General features: G+C 51.1%; 18 protein-coding genes and 1 other RNA gene. 5 read left to right on the plus strand and 14 right to left on the minus strand.

What is annotated here, in order from left to right; all coding sequences use genetic code 11:
* Window positions 1–3: 3 nt before the first annotated feature.
* Genes E4Z61_RS03945 through E4Z61_RS03960 form a run of 4 tightly spaced genes read right to left on the minus strand, consistent with a single transcriptional unit; the run spans window position 4 to window position 3,361 of the window.
* A complete protein-coding gene (locus E4Z61_RS03945; RefSeq protein WP_135321625.1) occupies window positions 4–297 on the minus strand; it encodes a ferredoxin family protein in 294 nt (97 codons plus the stop codon).
* Window positions 294–1,583: an FAD-dependent oxidoreductase gene (locus E4Z61_RS03950; protein WP_135321626.1), complete on the minus strand. Its 1,290-nt coding sequence runs from the start codon at window positions 1,581–1,583 to the stop codon at window positions 294–296. The genes E4Z61_RS03945 and E4Z61_RS03950 overlap by 4 nt, the downstream gene beginning before the upstream one ends.
* Before the next feature lie 56 nt (window positions 1,584–1,639).
* Window positions 1,640–2,575 (minus strand): electron transfer flavoprotein subunit alpha, encoded by a 936-nt coding sequence (locus E4Z61_RS03955; RefSeq protein WP_135321627.1) that lies wholly within the window; start codon window positions 2,573–2,575, stop codon window positions 1,640–1,642.
* Between the two features lie 21 nt (window positions 2,576–2,596).
* Entirely contained in the window at window positions 2,597–3,361 is a 765-nt protein-coding gene (locus tag E4Z61_RS03960; protein WP_135321628.1) for an electron transfer flavoprotein, read from the minus strand.
* A 507-nt stretch (window positions 3,362–3,868) separates the two neighbouring features.
* Between E4Z61_RS03960 and E4Z61_RS03965 the strand changes: the two genes are divergently transcribed.
* Entirely contained in the window at window positions 3,869–4,759 is an 891-nt protein-coding gene (locus E4Z61_RS03965; protein WP_135321629.1) for an AraC family transcriptional regulator, read from the plus strand.
* Window positions 4,760–4,812: 53 nt separating this feature from the next.
* Here the strand turns inward: E4Z61_RS03965 and E4Z61_RS03970 are convergent, their stop codons facing one another.
* From E4Z61_RS03970 to ydiK, 9 genes are all read right to left on the minus strand, one after another.
* On the minus strand, window positions 4,813–5,964 hold the full coding sequence (locus E4Z61_RS03970; protein WP_135321630.1) for an acyl-CoA dehydrogenase: 1,152 nt from the start codon (window positions 5,962–5,964) through the stop codon (window positions 4,813–4,815).
* Between the two features lie 13 nt (window positions 5,965–5,977).
* The gene (locus E4Z61_RS03975; protein WP_135321631.1) at window positions 5,978–7,573 is read right to left on the minus strand and encodes an acyl CoA:acetate/3-ketoacid CoA transferase; all 1,596 of its coding nucleotides are present in this window, start codon (window positions 7,571–7,573) and stop codon (window positions 5,978–5,980) included.
* 155 nt (window positions 7,574–7,728) lie between these two features.
* A complete protein-coding gene (aroD, locus tag E4Z61_RS03980; RefSeq protein ID WP_135321632.1) occupies window positions 7,729–8,487 on the minus strand; it encodes a type I 3-dehydroquinate dehydratase in 759 nt (252 codons plus the stop codon).
* Between the two features lie 35 nt (window positions 8,488–8,522).
* Window positions 8,523–9,389 (minus strand): quinate/shikimate dehydrogenase, encoded by an 867-nt coding sequence (gene ydiB / locus E4Z61_RS03985; protein ID WP_135321633.1) that lies wholly within the window; start codon window positions 9,387–9,389, stop codon window positions 8,523–8,525.
* 21 nt (window positions 9,390–9,410) lie between these two features.
* On the minus strand, window positions 9,411–10,646 hold the full coding sequence (locus E4Z61_RS03990; RefSeq protein WP_135321634.1) for an MFS transporter: 1,236 nt from the start codon (window positions 10,644–10,646) through the stop codon (window positions 9,411–9,413).
* A 241-nt stretch (window positions 10,647–10,887) separates the two neighbouring features.
* A complete protein-coding gene (locus E4Z61_RS03995; protein ID WP_135321635.1) occupies window positions 10,888–12,099 on the minus strand; it encodes an MFS transporter in 1,212 nt (403 codons plus the stop codon).
* 145 nt (window positions 12,100–12,244) lie between these two features.
* Window positions 12,245–12,601 (minus strand): YdiL family protein, encoded by a 357-nt coding sequence (locus tag E4Z61_RS04000; RefSeq protein WP_135324870.1) that lies wholly within the window; start codon window positions 12,599–12,601, stop codon window positions 12,245–12,247.
* A gap of 124 nt (window positions 12,602–12,725) precedes the next feature.
* An RNA gene (gene rprA, locus E4Z61_RS04005) (antisense sRNA RprA) lies at window positions 12,726–12,833 on the minus strand.
* Between the two features lie 185 nt (window positions 12,834–13,018).
* Window positions 13,019–14,128: an AI-2E family transporter YdiK gene (gene ydiK / locus E4Z61_RS04010; protein ID WP_135321636.1), complete on the minus strand. Its 1,110-nt coding sequence runs from the start codon at window positions 14,126–14,128 to the stop codon at window positions 13,019–13,021.
* A gap of 361 nt (window positions 14,129–14,489) precedes the next feature.
* Here ydiK and ydiJ point away from each other — a divergent pair, with 361 nt between their 5' ends.
* From ydiJ to E4Z61_RS04025, 3 genes are all read left to right on the plus strand, one after another.
* The gene (gene ydiJ, locus E4Z61_RS04015) at window positions 14,490–17,546 is read left to right on the plus strand and encodes a D-2-hydroxyglutarate dehydrogenase YdiJ (RefSeq protein WP_135321637.1); all 3,057 of its coding nucleotides are present in this window, start codon (window positions 14,490–14,492) and stop codon (window positions 17,544–17,546) included.
* Window positions 17,543–17,953, plus strand: a complete 411-nt coding sequence (gene menI, locus E4Z61_RS04020; RefSeq protein ID WP_115258634.1) for a 1,4-dihydroxy-2-naphthoyl-CoA hydrolase — start codon at window positions 17,543–17,545, stop codon at window positions 17,951–17,953. The genes ydiJ and menI overlap by 4 nt, the downstream gene beginning before the upstream one ends.
* 77 nt (window positions 17,954–18,030) lie before the next feature.
* The gene (locus tag E4Z61_RS04025; protein ID WP_135321638.1) at window positions 18,031–18,219 is read left to right on the plus strand and encodes a YdiH family protein; all 189 of its coding nucleotides are present in this window, start codon (window positions 18,031–18,033) and stop codon (window positions 18,217–18,219) included.
* A 68-nt stretch (window positions 18,220–18,287) separates the two neighbouring features.
* Here E4Z61_RS04025 and E4Z61_RS04030 read toward each other — a convergent pair whose 3' ends face one another.
* On the minus strand, window positions 18,288–19,139 hold the full coding sequence (locus E4Z61_RS04030; protein WP_135321639.1) for a Vmh family MBL fold metallo-hydrolase: 852 nt from the start codon (window positions 19,137–19,139) through the stop codon (window positions 18,288–18,290).
* Between the two features lie 123 nt (window positions 19,140–19,262).
* On the opposite strand from E4Z61_RS04030, the gene E4Z61_RS04035 reads away from it, so the two are divergent.
* Window positions 19,263–20,138 carry a LysR family transcriptional regulator gene (locus E4Z61_RS04035; protein WP_135321640.1) on the plus strand — a complete coding sequence of 292 codons (876 nt, stop codon included), beginning with the start codon at window positions 19,263–19,265 and terminating at the stop codon, window positions 20,136–20,138.
* Window positions 20,139–20,406: the final 268 nt, after the last annotated feature.

Here is a 20,406-nt window from a genome sequence, read left to right on the forward strand (position 1 = left end):
CCGTCACCCATAACGAAAATCGACGCCAAAGGTGCCGACCGGGTACTCCCATTGTTCGAGGATTGTTTCGCCACACAGCACCCGGCAGGTTCCGCACTCCAGACATCCGGCAGAATCAAAATGGATATTTCCGTCATCGTCCTGCTTGTACAGCCCGGCGGGGCAGGCATAAAGCAGTTTTCGAAACTCATTCAGGTCCGGGTGGGCGGCCAGAATAATGTGCGGATGCCCTTCATCGACGTTGAATTTATTGACGCCCAGCTTGACGTCAACGTTTACGGTGTTGTCCTGGCTCATAGCGCGGTCGCTCCCTTAATACCGTCCTTCAGTAAGTTTATTAATCCAATGCGTTTTACATGGGGCATGATCCTTTTGCGCATCGGCGGTGTCGGGCGTCCGTCCACGGTGAACATATCGCTCATGATATCCGCTACCATGCGTGGGTATTGGGTGAACAGACGTGGGTTTTCCATCAGCGCCGGGATCTTGCGGAAATGCTGTAAATCGCGCATTACGCAACCCTGCTCGAGGGCACGTTTGTAATCCATTAGGCTGTTGGCGGAGAAATCCTGGCGTTCTTTCGCAGCGATAGCCGTTTTAGCCGCCGCCTCTGCGGAGGCTATTGCCAGATCCATGCCGCGAATCGTATAACCCAGGTTCAGGCAGAAACCGGCAGCATCGCCGACGATCATCACACCGTCATCGACAAGTTTGGGCACCATCGCCAGACCGCCTTCCGGCACCATGTGCGCTGAGTATTCCAGCAACTCGCCCCCAGCAATCAGCGGACGAATTGTTGGATGCTGCTTAAAGTCTTCCAGCATTTGCGGAATGCTCTTTGTCGCATGAGCGATATCGCCCAGACCACAGACCAGTCCCAGAGAAATCGAATCCCGGTTGGTGTACAGGAAGCCACCGCCCATCATTCCGTTCGAAGGGGAACCGGCAAACAGCCAGGCCGCGCCATCATTGCCAGAAAGATTGAAGCGATCCGCAATGACAGCGGGCGGCAAGCCAATCAACTCTTTAACGCCAACGGCATAGTGGTGTGCTGAAGAGGGGGGAACCATGCCGAGCGAGCGGCCCAGTATGGAGTTAACGCCGTCGGCAAGGATGACGATATTGGCTTCCAGAACATCGTCACCGGCCTGAACGCCCGTCACTTTATTGCCTTCGCGGATTAATGCATCGACGCGGACGCCTGGAATAAACTGCGCGCCAGCCTGTTCGGCTTTATCCATGAGCCATGGGTCAAAACGGCTACGTAAAACCGTCCAGGAGTCCTGCGCCGGAACATCATCTTTTTCACGATGGAAGTCGAGGGTGACAGCGCTTTCCTCAGTGAGAAATGAGATTTTTTCACGCGTCACTTTGCGCTCGATGGGCGCTTCCTGAGCGAATCCTGGCATGATGCGCTCAAGACTGTGTGCATAGAGTCGCCCGCCGGTCATGTTTTTACTGCCCGCGCTGTTTCCGCGCTCAATGACCAGCACGTCCAGTCCGGCCTTAGCCATCACATAGCCTGCTACCGCTCCCGCCACGCCAGCACCGACCACAATGGCATCAAATTTTTCATCTGACATGCTTATGCTCCCTTCCCGCTGCGAGGGCAGCGGGATAGATGGTTAAATGATGAGGGTTAGTGGCTTAACTGTTCGATAAGGGCCGGCACAACTTTGTAGATATCGCCCACCAGGCCGTAATCGGCATAATTGAAAATGGGGGCTTTTTTATCTTTATTAATCGCAACGATGATTTTTGCGCCATTGCCGCCGACCATATGCTGAATTTGCCCTGAGATGCCCAGCGTCAGGTACAGGTCAGACTTCAGCAGTACGCCGGAAACGCCGATGTAACGCTCGCGCTCCATCCAGTTTTCGCCTTCGGCAATCGGTCGTGAACAACCCACCTCAGCACCCAGTACGGCCGCCAGTTTATGCACCATTTCCAGATCGTCTTGCGCCACCAGGCCACGGCCAACACCCACCACGCGCTTCGCTTTGCTGAGATCCACACTGCTCAGCGATTTGGCGCGACGTTCCTGACACATAATTTCATGGCGTGGGACGATATACGGCGCAGCGATCACCGGGCAGGTGTGTGCTGGGTTGGTCTCGACCGGCTCCAGCACCCCGGGAGCGAGCGTGATAATCGCTAGTGCGCTATTGAGCTTTTCTTTCCCGAATGCCAGTCCGCCATACATACGGTGTTCGGCGAACAATGCGCCAGCATCGAGGCTCACCGAGGTTGCGTCATTCACCATCGCTGCATTGAGTTGAATACTTAAGCGCGCACCAAGGGATTTCGCGCGCTTGGTGGCGGGCATCAGCAGTAAACCGTTGTGTTCTTGCAGCAGGGACGCGAGGGTTTCGGCATAGTTTTCAATGCGCTGTAGTCCAGAGGGTTGCTCGAGTACGATGATGGTATCGGCTCCCAGCGGCAGAACCTGGCTTGCCTGTTCGCTACCTTGCACAATGATATGGACCTGTTCACCCCACTGGCGCGCGCCGGTCATTAATTCTGCATAGCGTTCAGCGTTATCGCTAAATACCCAGACGTTGGCTAATTTACTCATAATGATATCTCTCCGTTGGGCTTAGTTCAGCGCTTTTTTCAGATGGTCGGCCAGTTCAGCGATCGCTTCTGCTGAGTCATTTTCCAGAATGATACGTTTACGCTCGGTTTGTGGTGGAACCGTTATTGCCACCAGTTCCGCTAACGGTGGCACTGGCGTCCAGCCAATATCGCTGGCTTGCCAGGGAGTGACGGTTTTTTTGCCGGCACCAAGAATGGCTTTCATTGACGGAATGCGCGGCGTGTTGATATCTGACGTGACGCAAAGCACGGCGGGGAGCGGGAGATCAAGCACTTCGATTTCGTCCTCAAGCGCACGCTCGACCAGAATGCGTTCGCCGTGGCGTTGAATCTTGCTCACCGCGTTGACGACGGGGAGCTGCAGGAGTTCGCCCACCAGCAAGCCCACCTGCTGGGCGTAGAGATCGCCCGACCCTTCACCGAATAACATCAGGTCAAATTCAATTTTCGTAGCAGCGCAGGCCAGCGCCTGGGCGGTGTCTCTGGGCAGTGAATGTTCCAGTTGCGCATCCTGTACCATAAACAGGCTGTTCGGGCCGCGGGATAGCACGTCTTTACGCACTTTGGAGTTTTGTAACAGCGAACCGCCAACCGTTAAGGCGACGATCTCGTCACCTTCTGCAGCCAGTTGCGCTGCGGCTTCGATGGCATTTAGGTCAAATTGACTGATTTTGGCTTCGGCTCTGTCAAGGTTAAGTGAGCGCTCCGGCGTAACAACAATGTCCTGTTCCTCAGGGACCAACTTAAAGCAGGTGACTATTTTCATGGCATCTCCGGTGAGTCGTGTTCAGATGATGACGGGGCGCGTCATTATCGACAGTAGGGAAAGTTGACTGAAATTAGTGTGCGGTAGGTGAGTGGTATTTTCGACGGGACAATCTGTTTTCGTTTCCAACAATCTTGCAAAAAAAAGTGTCGACAGGGCGCTTTGCTGATAAGCGTCGCTTAAATGTCATGAACGGCAGAAATAAATAGAAGAGGATCGCGGTGTGGAGTAATTGAGAAATGCATCATGTTTTTAAGCAATATCTGGTTGCTTATGTTTCTATTATGTAAATGACTAACGGGTGAATAATAACATTTATCATTTTTATGCTTTTTAAAATATAAATAGATTATGAAGATAACACCTTAATGCTGCGCGTATCATCTTGCAGATGGGACCAATAATTTTGTTTCGTTAGTATGAAATAACGTTGTATAACATGCTCAGTCGCTTTAATTTATCGCTATTGCTTATCCTAAAATTTCCGGTCTTAAGGTGGAGGTTGTCATGTATCAACGATGTTTTGATAATGCCATGGAAACCCTTTTTGAGCAGGGGAAAACCCCTAAGTTTTCACGATTCGTCATTAGTGACGATCCGAACTGGGCGTCTGGTCACCATGTTCATGACAATGAAACAGAGCTCATTTATGTCAAAAAGGGTGTTGCCAGATTCATTATCGACTCGTCACTGTATGTCGCTCATGCAGGCGATATTGTGGTGATAGAGCAAGGCCGACTGCACGCGGTCGCTTCTGACAGTAACGCACCAGCCACCACCTACACCTGCGCACTGGCAGGGTTTCGCTTTAATGGTTGGCAGGATAACCAACTGCTGCAGGCGCATTCATGCCCGGTGATCAGCGCCGGACAGGGGAAGGAGGTGATCAAAAGTATTTTTAACGAACTGAGTATTATGTTGCCACAGAGCAAAAATAATCTGACCTCGGCGGCATACGATGCTTTCGCGTATGCGTTAACCGTACTGTATTATGAAAATTTCAAAAATGCGTATCGTTCGGAGCAAGGGTACATTAAAAAAGACATCTTAATTAAAGATGTGCTGGTGTATTTAAATAACAATTTTCGTGAAAAAATAACGCTTGAACAGTTGTCGAAGAAATTTCGTGCCAGCGTCAGTTACATTTGCCATGAATTTACCAAAGAGTATCGAATTTCACCGATTAATTATGTTATCCAACGGCGAATGACGGAGGCAAAGTTTTCTCTGACTAATACCGAATCATCGTTGGCGGAAATTTCGTGGCGAGTGGGATATGAAAATGTCGATCACTTTGCCAAACTCTTTCAGCGACATGTAGGCTGTTCTCCCAGTGATTATCGCAAGCAGTTTAAAAACAATCTGCTTGAGCAGGAATGTCTGATGCCGGAGGTTTGATGACCGGTTTTCTGCGTGCCCGGTAAGCATTACGCCTACCGGGTAATTTACCCTTACTTGTTCTGATAATCCTTCAGGATCTGACGACCCGCAACGTAGATCATGATTTCATCCGTGCCGCCGCCAATACGTTCACAGCGTACATCGCGCCAGAAGCGGGAAACACGTGCTTCATCGGTATAACCCAGACCGCCCATAATCTGAATGGCGTCGTCAATGACTTCCATTGCCGTACGCGCGCAGTACAGTTTTGCCAGCGCAGCGCTGGTTCGCAGCGACTGTTTCTGATCGGCCTGCCAGGCAACCTTCAATACCATATTACGCATATTTTCGATTTTAACCGCCATCAGCGCCAGTTTTTCCTGGATCATCTGGTTATGGCCTATTGGCTTACCGAATGCAATACGCTGGTTAGCGTAACGCGCGGCATCTTCGAAGGCGCACTCGGCAAAGCCGGTGCTGCGCGCGGCGTTGATCAGACGCTCCATTTCAAAGTTGTACATCACGTTGAGGAAGCCCATGCCTTCTTCGCCGACCCTGTCGCTTTCGTCAACTTCAACGTCGTCGAGGTAGACTTCGCAGGTGCTTAGCATATGCCAGCCGATTTTGTGCAGCGGATTCACCTTAATGCCCGGTTTACTGGAGTCTACCCACCACAGCGTAAAGGCTTTTTTCGGATCTTTAGGCTCCGGATCGCGTGCCAGTACCAGCATGTACGGATACTCTTTAGCGCCGGTAATAAAGGTTTTTTGCCCGTTCAGATACACTTTCCCGTTTTTACGGGTGTAGCTGGTGGTGGCACTGTTGTTGTCAGATCCAGCGCCTGGTTCGGTTAAAGCCAGTGCATACGCCGGATCGCCGGTCTCCATGGTGCTTTCTGCCGTTTTACGCAACTGTTCGGCGGAACCAAAGCGGAGCATGCTGTGAATACATTGCCCGTTAGTGATTAAAAATGCCGGGGCGCCGCATTTTGACACTTCCATCAGCGCCAGCATCTGGGTGACATAATCTGCGGGTATGCCGCCAAACTCTTCCGGTACGCCCAGCATCGAAATACCGTTATCCGCAAGCGCACGCATAAACTCTTTCGGATAGGTAGCCGTCTGATCGCAGGTCCGGAAATATTCCTCCGGGAAATTGCTGGTGATCAGTTCGCGAATGCTGGCAAGCAGCAATTCTTGTTCTTCTGTTAAAGAAAAGTCCATTCGGATACTCCTTTTAATTGGCGGCGTTGGGTAAGATAAAACCCATTGAGGCATCGATAAATAATCTTTCATCCATTAGTTTTAGCTCAGGGGAAATAACCGGAGCGAAATCCATTTTGTCCAGAATGTCTTCTTGCAAAGAAACGCCTGGAGCAATCTCCACTAAATGGAGACCATCCTCTTTTAACGTAAAGACGGCGCGTTCGGTGATGTAGCGCACATCTAATCCGCGTTCGAGCGCAATTTTTCCACTGAAGGTTATTTCGGGTAATTCACTGACGAATTTCTTCACCCGACCTTCCTGGATAATATTTAACTTACCGTCAGCGACCTCTGTTTTCAGGCTTCCGGCAGTGAGTGTCCCACAGAAAATAATTTTCTTAGAGGTGGCGCTAATATCGATAAATCCACCGGTACCCATAATCTTGCCATTGAATTTATGCACGCCGACGTTGCCGTGCCTATCCACTTCGGCAAAACTCAAATAGCACACATCCAACCCGCCACCGTGATAGAAGTCGAATTGAGAGGTCATATCCATAATGGCTCGGGTGTTAACATTCGCACCGAATGCAATACCTTGTGAGGTGATTCCCCCCACGGGACCGGTTTCGACCGTCAGAATAAAGTCGTCGGCGCAGCCTTCTTCACGCGCGACAAGACCAATACCGTCGGCGATACCGACCCCCACATTGCCCACCGCACCTTTGCGCATTTCGAACAGGGCGCGTCTGGCAACCAGTTTACGCTGATTGAGAGGCAGGGCGATTTGCTGGCTGTCATCAACGACAAAGTCGCCAGAAATAAAGCGGTTAACCGGTGCTCCGCCGTACAGTTGAGTCTGGTCAGGATCAACCACCACGATATCCACCAGATAGCCCGGAATACGCACCGCTTTCGGATGCAGGGTGGCTTTCTTGACCATTTTTTGCACCTGCATCATGACAATGCCGCCGTTGTTATGCACGGCCTGGGCAATAACCAGCGCATCAAGGTACATCACTTCATCTTCAAACGTGGCATAGCCCTCACTGTCACAGGTCGTGGCGCGAATAAAGGCGATGGTTGGCGCGATGGCCTTGTAGTAGAGGTACTCTTTGTTGTCGATCTCCACCAGTTTGATCAGATCGTCGGTGGTGACGTCATTAAGTTTGCCGCCCTGCTGGCGGGGGTCAACAAACGTGCCAATACCGATATCACTCAGAATACCCGGCTGGTGAGCTGCTGACGCACGCAGTGTTTGGGTTAATACGCCCTGAGGATAGTTATAAGCGGTGATTTTATTTTGTTCGGCGAGTTCGGAGATCCGTGGCGATTGTCCCCAGTGTCCGCACAGCGCCCATTTTACTAAACCCTCCTGTGCCAACGGGCTAATTCCCCGGTCGGCGCGGTCCCCCAGTCCTGTTGGGCTAATAAGTGATAAATTGCGTGGTGATTGATTATTTTTATATTTATCAGCTAGTGCGCTAATTAACGTGGTGGCTTCCAGAATACCGCCGCCGGCACCTAATACGCAGAGTGTGGCTTCATCAGGGATATAATCAATTGCGTCGGCTGCCGATAATACGGGCACCCGACCGTCAATACGTTCAGGTCTGTTAAGCTTCATATAGACTCCAGATGACAGGCGAGTGCCTGCCTATCGTTTTATTCGATAAAAATAATATGCGTATTGCGAAAATATTAAGCCATCTGCCCGATATTCGTCATGACACGAATAACAGGGCAGGGGATTATTTAAAACAGTGCTGAAATATTATGTTATTAAGCTTGATGCAATATTGTCAGAACGGTACGCAGGTCGGAAACCGAAATTTGTCCGGGTGCCGAGGCTTTTTTCACTGCGCCAAAGGTTGCCGCAGAGCCAAAGACTTCACCCGCCAGTCGCGAAATTACGCCTGTTTTGGCCATCGACATGGTGATAATTGGGCGGTCAGCGTAGTGCTCCTGCATTTGAAGCGTTGCACTAAGCAGCGTCAGAACATCCGTTTTATTTTGCGGCATCAGCGCAATTTTTGGGATATCTGCTCCCAGATCCTGCATTTTACGCAAACGCTGGATAATGTCTTCCGCTGACGGTGTTTTATGGAAATCATGATTCGACATAATCACGAAAACATTCTTCGCGTGCGCATGCTCGACGGTGGCTTTGACCTGCTCATCGCCAGTGAACAGCTCCAGATCGATCATATCCACCAGTCCGCTATCCACTGCCGCACGGTTAAGCGCAATATAGTCTGCAACTGATAGCGCCTGTTCACCGCCTTCTTTGGCGCTGCGGAAAGTGAAAAGTAGCGGTTTTTCGCCCATCACCTCGCGAATCGCACGGGCAGCTTCCAGCATCGCGTCAATAGAAGAGACATCAGCAAAATGGTCAACACGCCATTCCAGAATGTCGAAGTCTGCTTCGCGATAGGCCAGCGCTTCGGTTCTTACCGTTGCGATGTCTTTACCCATTAACGAGACAATAATCTTCGGCGCACCCTCGCCAATCACGAGGTTTCTTACGGTTACGGTTTTCATTAATTACCCTTTAAAAATTTACAGATCGTTGCCCGTCAGGCGGAAAATCCCATAACCTGCTTAACGTATTCGAGCGGAAAATCTTTCCCGGTCCACAGTTTAAACTGCTCGGCCCCTTGCCATAACAACATGCCGTAACCATCAATCGTTTTGCAACCGGCACGTTGCGCTTGCTGCAGTAATTTGGTCATATGCGGGTTGTAGACGCACTCGGTCACCAGTAAATCCGGACGTAACAGTGATTCATCGCTCACAATGGATTCGTTTTCCAGTGGCTTCATACCGACTTTTGTGCCGTTGGTTAAAATGTCTGCGCTGGCCAGGGCTTCGGCAAAGGCCTGCTGGTCGGCCAGATCGATAACGGTCACCACGCAGTCGGTGTTTTCATTGACGCGTTTGGCGAATTCAAGCGCCTTGTTAAAGAAATCATCCTTACGGTTAAACAGCTTAATTTCTTTAATACCTTCGATGGCAGCCTGCGCGCCAATAGCAGTAGATGCACCGCCCGCACCCAACAGTACCATGGTTTTGCCTTTTATATCGAAGCCGCTTTCTTTAATGGCGCGAATATGGCCAGTACCATCGGTGTTGTAGCCGCGAAGATAGCCGTTGTCATTGACGATAGTATTGATGGCACCGACCAGTTTGGCGGCGGGGGTTAATTCATCAACATACTCGCATGCCAGTTGCTTATTGGGCATAGAGACGCCGGTACCGCGCATCTTTAACGCTTTCAACCCTTCAATAGCCCCGGCAAAGGTTGAGTTATCGACTTCAAATGCCATGTAGGTAAAAGGCAACCCGGCTTTTTCCAGCGCTTTATTTTGCATCTCTGGTGACAGACTGTGTCTGATTGGGTAGGCCATCAGGCCAATTAGTTCATATTTTGCAGTGACATCCATTTAAAACTCCTTGAGAACTATTTATTGAAAATAACGCTCGCCCAACCGCACATCGTTTTTCGGAATATCAAATACGCGGTAGTAACGGATAAAGACGATAATGGCCGTGATAAATGCCAGCAGGGCAAATACCATATCGAGCAAAATGATGTATTGCAGGCCAATATTAGACAGATATCCGGTGATCAGCGGGATAATAAAATTGGCGGCGCCGCCCATCATCATATAAACACTGGTGACTTTGGCTTTGCTCTTGGGAAAAAATTCCGACATCACCGACACGCCCAGTTGTAAAATACCGCCAGCCGCAGAGAATCCGATGAGAAATGCCCCTGCGTTACAGACCAGCGGCGAAGGGTAGAGATAGATAACCGCTGCCGTAATGGTTGCCAGTCCGGCGTTAAACACGTTGGCCCAGATTGGACGGACCAATATCTTCAGCAGCGCGGCGAAAATAAAGACGCAGACCAGTGAACCCATACTGTAGTAAGAGATTGTTTTCAGCGCGTCGGCTTCTGTCATTCCGGCAAACGCCATGGCGTATTTTGGCATCCAGACGACGATAACGTAAAAGGTCGAAAATGCGGCGACGCCGAACATAACCGACGCCACACCTTCCAGCCACACCAGCGGTTTGCTGTTCATCTGCGGCAGGTCTTTCGCTACACCCGCGTCCACCAGTTGGCTGGGGAAGCGACTCTTTAGCAGCATTAAGGTGATCACGACGAACAGAACGCCCGGGATAATCACCGCATAGCCGTACCAGATATGATTAAGCAGCATGGTACTGACAATCAGCGGGTAGATCATCTGACCAAAAGACACCATCGCCTTCACCAGAATAACCGCCGAACCAGACGCCTTGGGGAAACACTCCATTAATGCCGGATAGCCACCGGTATCCAGTGCGGAGTTCGCGACGCCAACGCAAACCGCCAGAATAAAGGCAATCATCAGGTTCGGGCTGGCGGGAATACCGAAGAAGAACAGCATATAAAGAATGACGCCTAGCAGGATAATGGCCCGCCGACCAAACTTATCGGAGAGTACGCCAAAGAATAAAATACTGACCATTCGCCCCAAACCGATGCCTGAAATTAAATAGGCGATCCCGGCATTATCGGTGGAGAACTTCTCTGCAAGGGATGTCATATTTTGCGCCAGCGTAATGACGCTAATGCCATGCAGAAAATAACTGAAGTAAATACAGATTATCGCCAGAAAAAATGGCGTATTAAAAGCCTTGTTCTGAGACATTTCGCTAAACTCCTTGCGGATTTTAAAATTGCTTTATTTTCATCGCGCTGAATTTAATTACGATGATGATGTTATTACTATACCGAGTGACGCGTGCAGAACCTACATAGCATGACGTTTAAGTGACCAGGTATATTGCATGCCAAAGTGTGAAACTTAAATCTCCCTGCTGCCGTTTTGTTGATGTTTTAAATATTTACGCAATTATGTTGCAGGCGAGGGGAACAATATTGCATCCACGTTATTCGGCAAGTGGCGCCAGTTTTAACGAATGTTTTGACGCCATGCGACTGCGATAACCAATAAACAATGCCAACAGGAAGCCGACAGCGGCAATGCCAGTATCAAACCACATAATATGGGCAATGCTAGTTTGTGAGAGCCTTGCCGTAATCAGGGGGATTGTGAAGGTCGCAATGCTGCCCGCACTGTAATAAATACCGGTGGCTTTGCCTTTGGCATGCGGGAAGCGTGCCGCCATCAGCGTTAATCCGATTTGTACCACGCCGCCGGCGGAGGAAAAACCGATGACAAAGGCGAAGGCGATCACCACTGCGGGGGTGGGATGCAGGCAGACCGTCAGCAGGGCGATAAGCGAAATGAACGTGTAAAGCATCAACAGGGACGGTGCGCGCTCGGCTTTCCGTACCAGCGGTGCGGTGATCAACACGCACAGCAGCGAACCGCAGGTGTAAACACTTAACAGTTTAATGGATAACGTATATGACATTCCGGCGACAAACTGACCGTACTGCGCCAGCCACTGGCTCACCAGGTAAAAGGTTGCCATTGAGATGTAGCCGTACAGGGTGTAGCTGCCAAGATCGAGCAGGGAACAACGATGCTTAGCCACCGTCGTTTCCTTTACGGTCTTGATAGCGGGTTGATTCCCCGGATGCGCTGGAAATCGGCAACGTAATAAAAATACGCCGTTGGCAAGCATCATCCCCGCCGCCAGCAGGAAGGACCAGCCAAACCAAAGTTCGGCCCACACCAGCAGGCTGATGACCATCGGCAACAGGAACTGCCCGCTGGAAACAAAAGCTTTTATCAGAATATTGGCGGTGCTGGGAGAGTGTGGAAACGCCTCCATCAGGCTGGGATAGGTTCCCGCATCGAGAAAACTGTTTGCCATCCCGGCTAAAAAACCAAACGCGTAGGCAATGTAAATACTGTGTGTATTGATAATGCCTACGAAGAAACACAGATAACAGATCATACCGAGCAGGATAAACGGCCTGCGGCCATAGCGATCGGAGAGTAAACCCGCCAGTAATAAGACGCTTAATCGGCCAATGCCGAGGGATGAGATAACAATCGACACGCCTGCCGCATTGGTTTGCCATTGCTGTTCTAATGAGGACATATTGAGGCTCATCAGAATGACCCCCATGCCGTGCACCAGGTAATTAAGGTACAGCCCTATCGCAGTGGAGAAATAGGTCTTTTTCATATTATGTTACTCAGCGAAGAGGATAAATGGATTGCGTGCTCTATTTCTGATAGGGCGTGTTGGTCATGGTAAAATGCAGACTTCGCTTGAGCGTGGGCATTATGTCAGGTACCAATACTGCAATGCTGTTCTGGGTCGGTATTTCCTAACACAAACGCTCGAGATCGTGAGCATAGAGTTCAACGGCCGTCGATTGATAAATTTTCCAGTCGAGAAAATGATCGCTGTGATACACCGCCTGAAAAGATGTCAGGTCGGGGAAAAAACGCATCGTATTATTACCAATACGATTATTTATTTTTTCGATGATTGCGTTAATTCGCAACTTGCGTTTTACTTTCATTTCGGTACAACGCAGCACGATATTCACCGGGATGTCGCGCTCGCCATTTTCCCATTGCTGCCAGGCACTAACATTACCATCCAGTGCGATATAAGTTGCACATTCCTCAACCGACAGAGCAAAAATATGGCGGAATGCCTGTAATTCGAATGCGTTCATCATTTCATAACCTAATAAAAACGGTGGAGTAGTAATAACATTACTGTGGATATTTCTGCTTGAAGAGAGTCACAGTATCTTGTGCAAAATTATTTGTTCTTCAGAAGAGGGGGCAGATGAAAAGACAAAAAAAAGCCCATCGTGGGAGATGGGCAAAGACTACACACAGCAATTCGTTGTTTCACTCAGGGGATTTCCATGCTTATAAATCAATGTGTTGATCTAAAGCCATGGGATAATAGTAGGCATGTCGATTTTTCCCGTCGATCGGATTCATCTCAATAGTTTAAAAACTGTAAAGAATTTGCGACACAAATGAGAATTTACAGCCGGAAAGCGCTGGATTCGTGTAATAGGCGGGAAGGTATCAATAAATAGCGTTAAACAATCAGGCGGCGATGCCGCCTGATGTCAGGGTTACTTGGTGTTTTCGCTTTCAGCGATTTCTTCGAGGATCGCGTCCGGGTCGTTGCCGGGTGCAGGGGCTTCGTTCACCCAAGCGGAGAACAGACGCCAGGAAACGGCCAGAACCACCGGGCCGATAAACAGGCCAATCATCCCGAAGGCAATTAGCCCACCGATGACCCCAGAAAGGATGAGGATCAGCGGTAAATCGGCACCCATTCGAATCAGCATCGGGCGGATCACGTTATCCAGCGTACCCACCACGGCACTCCACACCAGCAGCACCGTGCCCCAGGTTGAGTCACCCGTCCAGTAAAGCCAGATGATAGCCGGGATCAATACTGGCAAGGGACCCAACTGTACCAGACAGGACAGGATCATCAGCACCGCCAGCAGCGTGGCGTACGGCACGCCAGTGACCGCCAGACCAATACCGCCGAGGACGGCCTGCACCAAAGCAGTCACGACCACGCCCAACGCCACCGCACGGATTGCTTGCGCCGCCAGCAGAATGGCGGCATCGCCACGCTTAGAGGCCAGACGACAGGCGAAGTGGCGAATACCTAATGCAACCTGTTCGCCGCGCCAGTACAGCAGGGCGCTGAACAGCAGCATTAGACCACAGTGCATCATAAAGCGACCAATATGCGCGGCCTGACCAACAAACCAGGTGGTGGTGGTGCCGATATAAGGACGCACTTTGGCCATAATTGCCGTGCCGCCCATTTCCAGCAGGCTGTGCCATGCGCCATAAATTTTGGCGCCTACTAACGGAATACTGTTCAGCCACTCAAGATCCGGCAGCGTCATATCGCCAGCGGTTACGGCGTGGATCAGCGGGCCGCTGCCATCAACAATACTGTTGACCAATAGTGCGATAGGAATGATAAACAAAAGGACCAGCAGCAGGGTCATTACCAGCACGGCCAAAGAACGGCGTCCCCATAACAATTTCTGTATGCGCAGTAAGATGGGCCAGGTCGCAATAACCACGGTTCCAGCCCATGCAAAACCAAGGATAAAGGGCTGCACAATCCACAGACAGGCCACAATCAAGATGGCTAAAAACAGCACCGAGAGCAGCACTTGTGCGATATCCCTGGGCTGACGGAAATTTACCATAAATACTTTTTCACCTTTTCTGTACGTCAGGACGTTGACGCGACGTGAACGCTTAAACCACACCCTATAATGATGAGCAATTTCAGCGGTTTTTAACAGGCTGATTCTGCCTTTAAATCTGCTGGGTGTATTAGAAAAAAATGTGATACAACAAACAAAGCAACACGCAAACGATTAAGAGCCTATCCCATTAGGGCTATTTTGCTTGCCATTTCGAACCTGGGCAGTGCTCAGAATCCTCACGTACTACGTGTACGCTCCGGTTCTTCCGCGCTGGCCGTGTTCAAACTGTCTGCGCCAATAACGCCTACTGGGATAGGCTCTAAATTCACAACACAGACCGCAGGAAAGGGTCACTATAATGATTCCACAAATTTCTCAGGCACCTGGTGTCGTTCAACTGGTGCTCAATTTTTTGCAGGCGCTGGAGCAGCAAGGGTTTACGGGCGACACGGCAACGAGCTATGCCGATCGTCTGACAATGTCGACGGATAACAGCATCTATCAGCTTCTTCCTGATGCCGTGGTTTTTCCCCGTTCAACGGCGGACGTGGCGCTGATCGCCCGTCTGGCGGCTGAACCTCTCTTTTCCTCGTTAATTTTTACCCCGCGCGGTGGCGGCACGGGAACCAATGGTCAGGCGCTGAATCAGGGCATTATCGTCGATATGTCCCGTTATATGAGCCGCATTATTGAAATCAATCCGCAGGAAGGTTGGGTCCGGGTAGAAGCTGGGGTGATAAAAGATCAGCTCAACCAGTATCTGAAGCCGTATGGCTATTTCTTCGCGCCGGAATTATCTACCAGTAACCGGGCAACGCTTGGTGGGATGATCAACACCGATGCGTCCGGGCAGGGGTCGCTGGTTTACGGTAAAACCTCCGATCACGTACTGGGCGTGCGTGCGGTGCTAATGGGCGGCGATATCCTTGATACACAGCCGATGCCGGTGGAACTGGCCGAAATGCTCGGCAACACCAATACGACCATCGGGCGCATTTATAAGACCGTTTACCAGAGCTGCCGTGAAAACAGACAGCTGATCGTGGATAAATTTCCGAAGCTGAATCGCTTTTTAACCGGTTACGATTTACGCCACGTCTTTAATGATGAGATGACCGAGTTTGATTTAACCCGCATTCTCACCGGTTCCGAAGGTACGCTGGCGTTTATTACAGAGGCTCGTCTCGATATCACGCCGTTGCCGAAGGTGCGACGGCTGGTCAATGTCAAATACGACTCTTTTGACTCCGCTCTGCGCAATGCCCCAGTGATGGTGGAAGCGCGCGCGCTGTCGGTAGAAACCGTCGACTCCAAAGTACTTAATCTGGCGCGCGAAGACATTGTCTGGCATTCCGTTAGCGAACTGATTACCGATGTGCCAGATAAAGAAATGCTGGGTTTGAATATCGTCGAGTTCGCTGGTGACGACGAGGCATTAATTGATACACAGGTGAGCGCGCTGTGTGAACGCCTGGACGGCTTAATTTCCCGCCAGGAAGCTGGCGTCATTGGCTGGCAGTTGTGTACTGAACTGGCGGGTGTTGAACGCATTTACGCGATGCGGAAAAAAGCCGTCGGCCTGCTGGGCAATGCAAAAGGCGCTGCAAAACCGATTCCGTTCGCGGAGGATACCTGCGTACCGCCAGAACATCTGGCGGACTATATCGCGGAATTCCGCGCTCTGCTCGACGGTCATGGCCTGAGCTATGGCATGTTTGGTCACGTGGACGCCGGGGTGCTACACGTCAGACCGGCGCTTGATATGTGCGATCCGCAGCAGGAAGTGCTGATGAAACGCATTTCTGATGACGTCGTGGCATTGACGGCAAAATACGGCGGTCTGCTGTGGGGCGAACACGGCAAAGGATTTCGTGCGGAGTACAGTCCGGCGTTCTTCGGCGATGAGCTGTACAGTGAATTACGCAAAGTGAAGTCGGCGTTTGACCCGCAAAACCGTCTGAACCCTGGCAAAATCTGCCCACCGGAAGGCGTCGATGCGCCGATGATGAAAGTCGATGCGGTTAAGCGTGGGACATACGATCGCCAGATCCCACTAGCTGTAAGGCAAGAATGGCGCGGGGCGCTGGAATGTAACGGTAACGGATTGTGTTTTAACTTCGATGCCAACAGCCCAATGTGCCCCTCGATGAAAATTAGCCTCAATCGCATTCACTCGCCAAAAGGGCGGGCAACGCTGGTGCGGGAATGGTTACGCCTGCTGGCTGACCGAGGCATTGATCCGGTTCATCTGGAAAAAGAATTACCGGAAAAACGCGCCAGCTTGCGCACGTTAATTGCCCGCACTCGCAATAGCTGGCATGCGCGCAAGGGCGAGTACGATTTCTCGCACGAAGTAAAAGAGGCAATGTCCGGCTGTCTGGCGTGTAAAGCCTGTTCTACACAATGTCCGATTAAAATTGACGTCCCGGAGTTCCGTTCTCGTTTCCTGCAACTGTACCACACGCGTTATTTACGTCCGTTGCGCGATCACATGGTGGCAACCGTTGAGAGCTATGCGCCGTTAATGGCGCGCGCGCCGAAAACGTTCAACTTCTTCATTAACCAACCGCTGGTGCGTAATCTTGCCAAAAAGCATATCGGCATGGTGGATTTGCCGCTGCTGTCCGCACCGTCGTTACAACGTCAACTGGTGGGACACCGTTCTGCCAATATGACGCTGGAACAGCTCGAGCTATTGAGTCCCGAACAGAAGGCCCGTACGGTACTGGTGGTACAAGATCCATTCACCAGCTATTACGACGCACAGGTGGTCGCCGATTTTATCCGCCTGGTGGAAAAGCTTGGTTTACAGCCGGTGCTGCTGCCGTTCTCGCCCAATGGTAAAGCGCAGCACATTAAGGGCTTTTTGAATCGTTTTGCCAAAACGGCGAAAAAGACCTCTGAGTTTCTCAATCGGGTGGCGAAGTTGGACATCCCGATGGTTGGCGTCGATCCGGCACTAGTGCTGTGCTATCGCGATGAATACAAGCTGGCGCTGGGTGAGCAACGGGGAGGATTCCACGTGCTGTTGGTTAACGAGTGGCTATCGACCGTTCTGGCTTCTCAGGAACCTGCCGCTATCGCGGGTGAACCGTGGTATTTCTTTGGGCATTGCACTGAAGTAACGGCCCTGCCGGGTGCGCCTGCGCAGTGGGCGGCTATTTTTGCCAAATTTGGCGCGAAGCTGGAAAACGTTAGCGTCGGGTGCTGTGGTATGGCGGGCACCTATGGTCACGAAGTGAAGAATCACCAGAACTCGCTGGGCATCTATGAGTTATCATGGCATCAGGCGATGCAGCGATTACCGCGTAACCGGTGTCTGGCTGCCGGGTATTCTTGCCGCAGCCAGGTAAAACGCGTGGAAGGCACGGGTGTTCGCCACCCATTACAGGCTCTGCTGGAGATGATTGGATGATCTGGAAACGTGAAGTTTCACTCGAGGCGCTCAATGCCATGGGTGAGGGAAATATGGTGGGTTTGCTGGATATCCGTTTTGAGCACATCGGCGATAATACGCTAGAAGCCACGATGCCTGTGGATCACCGGACCAAACAGCCTTTTGGCCTGTTACACGGCGGTGCTTCGGTGGTGCTGGCGGAAAGCATAGGGTCGGTGGCAGGCTACCTGTGTACCCAGGGCGACCAAAAAGTGGTGGGTCTTGAGGTGAACGCTAACCATATCCGTTCCGCGCGGGAAGGGCGTGTCAGAGGGGTGTGTAGCGCGCTGCATACTGGCTCTCGTCACCAGGTCTGGCAAATCGAAATCTTCGATGAGCAGGGACGGCTGTGCTGCACCTCGCGTCTGACGACCGCTATTTTGTGACGCATGTTGAATTTGGTCATTATCTGCGCAGGGAAAGGTGCTATACTGTGCAGGTTTTGAACACAAGCGAGGATGATATGTCTACCCAATTTGACCCGGCCCAACTGGCATTAGAATTTTTACGTCGTGATAAAAGCGATCTTTCACCGGCTCAGTATCTGAAAAGACTGAAACAATTAGAGCTGGAGTTTGCTGATTTACTGACGCTCTCTTCGATTGAACTCAAAGAAGAGATCTATTTTGCCTGGCGCCATGGTGTTCATTGATTCTGGCATGCTTATCGTGATGAAAACCCCGACATGTGTTCGGGGTTATTTTTTGCTTTAAATCTTGTTTACCACTTCATCTCACCGGTATTGACCTTCGCGCTTAGCTCCAGCGAGCTTTCATCTGCAAGCCCCGGCCACGCGGCCTTCATCGTCTTAATCACATACGCCGACCCTTGTTTAGCGTCCAGCGCCTGCTCAAACGACTGTAAATAGTCCTGGGTAAAGCGGATCGCTTTATCACCTGCCGGTCGTTCGCCAATAGAATGACCGGGGATCACTTCGGTTGGACGTAAAGTTTGCATTTCGCTGAGTACGTTGCGCCATGCGCTGCGCTGTTCAGGAGATTGTGTGTCCGCAGTCCAGACATGAATACCGGAAGCCACGCCGGTACCGCCGAGGATGGCGCGGTTAGCCGGGATCCAGACATATGCCGCATAATCATTAGGGTGGCGCAGTTCCAGCGTTTCACCATCAATCGTAAAACGAGTTTGCGTGGTAGCCTGCGGTACGATGAGCGTCGTTGGTGCGCCATCTTTCATCTGTGGGCCCCAAAACTTCAGCTTGGCCTCTTTAGTGGCAAGAATGTGCTCCACCACGTGCGGTGTTGCCAGCACGTTGACTTCAGGGAAGGCTTTAACAATCGGCTGCAGCCCAAAATAAAAATCCGGATCGCCAGAGGTAATCACGATGGCCTTCAACGATTTGCCGCTGTCGCGGATCATCTGTACCAGCTTTTCACCGTCTTTAATGCTGAATTGTGCATCAAATAAAATGGCCTCTTTCGGACCGGATACCAACGTTGAGGAAACCGGGAAGATAGCTTTATCCTGCGGATTGTAGACGTCAAGTTGGAGCGGCGCGGCGAAAACCGGCGAAGCCAGCAGGGGTAACAGCAGGGCCAGGGTGTTAACTTTCATGGTGGATAACCTTTTGCAGATGAAGATGTCTTTTTCTTGTTCCTTATTTTACGGAAATTCGGATCTGTTAGAATTCCTCTATCAGGACATGCTGAGTTTCATAAAACGATCGGATGGGATGCGATGGACAGAGTGATGGCGGCAACTGTATTTAACCATATCTGCGATTTGGGTAGCCTGAGCGCCGCTGCGCGAGCGCTGGGGCTTTCCAGACCGATGGTCAGTCGTTATCTCGACGAGATGGAAAAATGGGCGGGCGTGAGGTTGATCCACCGTTCATCGCGTCGATTGACCATTACTCCCGCTGGGGAAGAAGCGTTAACTAAGACGCGGTCGCTGGCGCAACTGTCGCTGGATATCAGCGCCGCCAGCGCGGCGGAGGTGCCATCCGGTACGTTACGTGTGGCCTGCGCTCATTTTACCGCCATGCATATTCTTGCACCGGTGTTGCCCGGTTTTTTGGCGCGTTTTCCTGAACTGCGTATTGAGGTTGAAATTAACAATCAGCCGGTGAGTCTGGTCGGCGAGCGCATTGATGTAGCGATCCGCATAACGGATAGCCCTGAACCCGGTACCATCGCCCGTCGTCTTGGTGATTGTGAGTCGGTGTTGTGCGCATCGGTGGACTATCTGCGTCAGCATGGTACTCCGCAAAACTTTGACGAACTCGCTCAGCATAATTGTCTCTACTACAGCGGCTTTGCCGGAAAATCCTGGCACTTTCGAGATGAGCAGGGCGACGCCGTTTCGGTGGCGATCAAGGGAAATCTCAGTGCGGGCATCTCTGCTCTGTTATGTGAATCGGCGCTGGCCGGTATGGGCATTGCTCTGGTGCCTGAAAAAGAGGCGCGTGAAGGGCTGGAGCAGGGCCAGTTGATGCGGCTTTTGCCTCAGTTCCAGCCGCGTCGCCTGCCAATTTACGGTTTATATCTGTCGCGTGAGCATCAACCGGCAGGTCTGCGTCTGCTGTTGGATGCTTTACATGAGACCTTGGTCTGAATGTGGGAGCTGCGTCTGCCTGCAAAATAGACAAACCGCAGTTTGTGTTAAAAAAGCGGCTTCAGGATATGAGACGATTCTTATCGCCCCTTCAAGAGCTAAGCCATTGTGAGTGCCGGAGATAAGCGCCGGATGGGGCCGGAACCCTTAAGCCTGCTAAAGTAGACTTAAGGGTTTTTTATTGCCTGTCTGCGCGCTGTTGAACCGTGTTATCTCCATTTCCCGTCTTTTTCCTATCTCTTAAATAGACATTATCTATACATCTTTT

Source organism: Citrobacter tructae, from assembly GCF_004684345.1.
In the GTDB taxonomy this organism is placed as follows: domain Bacteria; phylum Pseudomonadota; class Gammaproteobacteria; order Enterobacterales; family Enterobacteriaceae; genus Citrobacter; species Citrobacter tructae.

What these genes read in the sequence shown, in the direction of transcription:
- E4Z61_RS03945 (WP_135321625.1), bottom strand. Translation starts at nt 297, where the DNA reads ATGAGCCAGGACAACACCGTAAACGTTGACGTCAAGCTGGGCGTCAAT.
- E4Z61_RS03950 (WP_135321626.1), bottom strand. Translation starts at nt 1,583, where the DNA reads ATGTCAGATGAAAAATTTGATGCCATTGTGGTCGGTGCTGGCGTGGCG.
- E4Z61_RS03955 (WP_135321627.1), bottom strand. Translation starts at nt 2,575, where the DNA reads ATGAGTAAATTAGCCAACGTCTGGGTATTTAGCGATAACGCTGAACGC.
- E4Z61_RS03960 (WP_135321628.1), bottom strand. Translation starts at nt 3,361, where the DNA reads ATGAAAATAGTCACCTGCTTTAAGTTGGTCCCTGAGGAACAGGACATT.
- E4Z61_RS03965 (WP_135321629.1), top strand. Translation starts at nt 3,869, where the DNA reads ATGTATCAACGATGTTTTGATAATGCCATGGAAACCCTTTTTGAGCAG.
- E4Z61_RS03970 (WP_135321630.1), bottom strand. Translation starts at nt 5,964, where the DNA reads ATGGACTTTTCTTTAACAGAAGAACAAGAATTGCTGCTTGCCAGCATT.
- E4Z61_RS03975 (WP_135321631.1), bottom strand. Translation starts at nt 7,573, where the DNA reads ATGAAGCTTAACAGACCTGAACGTATTGACGGTCGGGTGCCCGTATTA.
- aroD (WP_135321632.1), bottom strand. Translation starts at nt 8,487, where the DNA reads ATGAAAACCGTAACCGTAAGAAACCTCGTGATTGGCGAGGGTGCGCCG.
- ydiB (WP_135321633.1), bottom strand. Translation starts at nt 9,389, where the DNA reads ATGGATGTCACTGCAAAATATGAACTAATTGGCCTGATGGCCTACCCA.
- E4Z61_RS03990 (WP_135321634.1), bottom strand. Translation starts at nt 10,646, where the DNA reads ATGTCTCAGAACAAGGCTTTTAATACGCCATTTTTTCTGGCGATAATC.
- E4Z61_RS03995 (WP_135321635.1), bottom strand. Translation starts at nt 12,099, where the DNA reads ATGAAAAAGACCTATTTCTCCACTGCGATAGGGCTGTACCTTAATTAC.
- E4Z61_RS04000 (WP_135324870.1), bottom strand. Translation starts at nt 12,601, where the DNA reads ATGAACGCATTCGAATTACAGGCATTCCGCCATATTTTTGCTCTGTCG.
- ydiK (WP_135321636.1), bottom strand. Translation starts at nt 14,128, where the DNA reads ATGGTAAATTTCCGTCAGCCCAGGGATATCGCACAAGTGCTGCTCTCG.
- ydiJ (WP_135321637.1), top strand. Translation starts at nt 14,490, where the DNA reads ATGATTCCACAAATTTCTCAGGCACCTGGTGTCGTTCAACTGGTGCTC.
- menI (WP_115258634.1), top strand. Translation starts at nt 17,543, where the DNA reads ATGATCTGGAAACGTGAAGTTTCACTCGAGGCGCTCAATGCCATGGGT.
- E4Z61_RS04025 (WP_135321638.1), top strand. Translation starts at nt 18,031, where the DNA reads ATGTCTACCCAATTTGACCCGGCCCAACTGGCATTAGAATTTTTACGT.
- E4Z61_RS04030 (WP_135321639.1), bottom strand. Translation starts at nt 19,139, where the DNA reads ATGAAAGTTAACACCCTGGCCCTGCTGTTACCCCTGCTGGCTTCGCCG.
- E4Z61_RS04035 (WP_135321640.1), top strand. Translation starts at nt 19,263, where the DNA reads ATGGACAGAGTGATGGCGGCAACTGTATTTAACCATATCTGCGATTTG.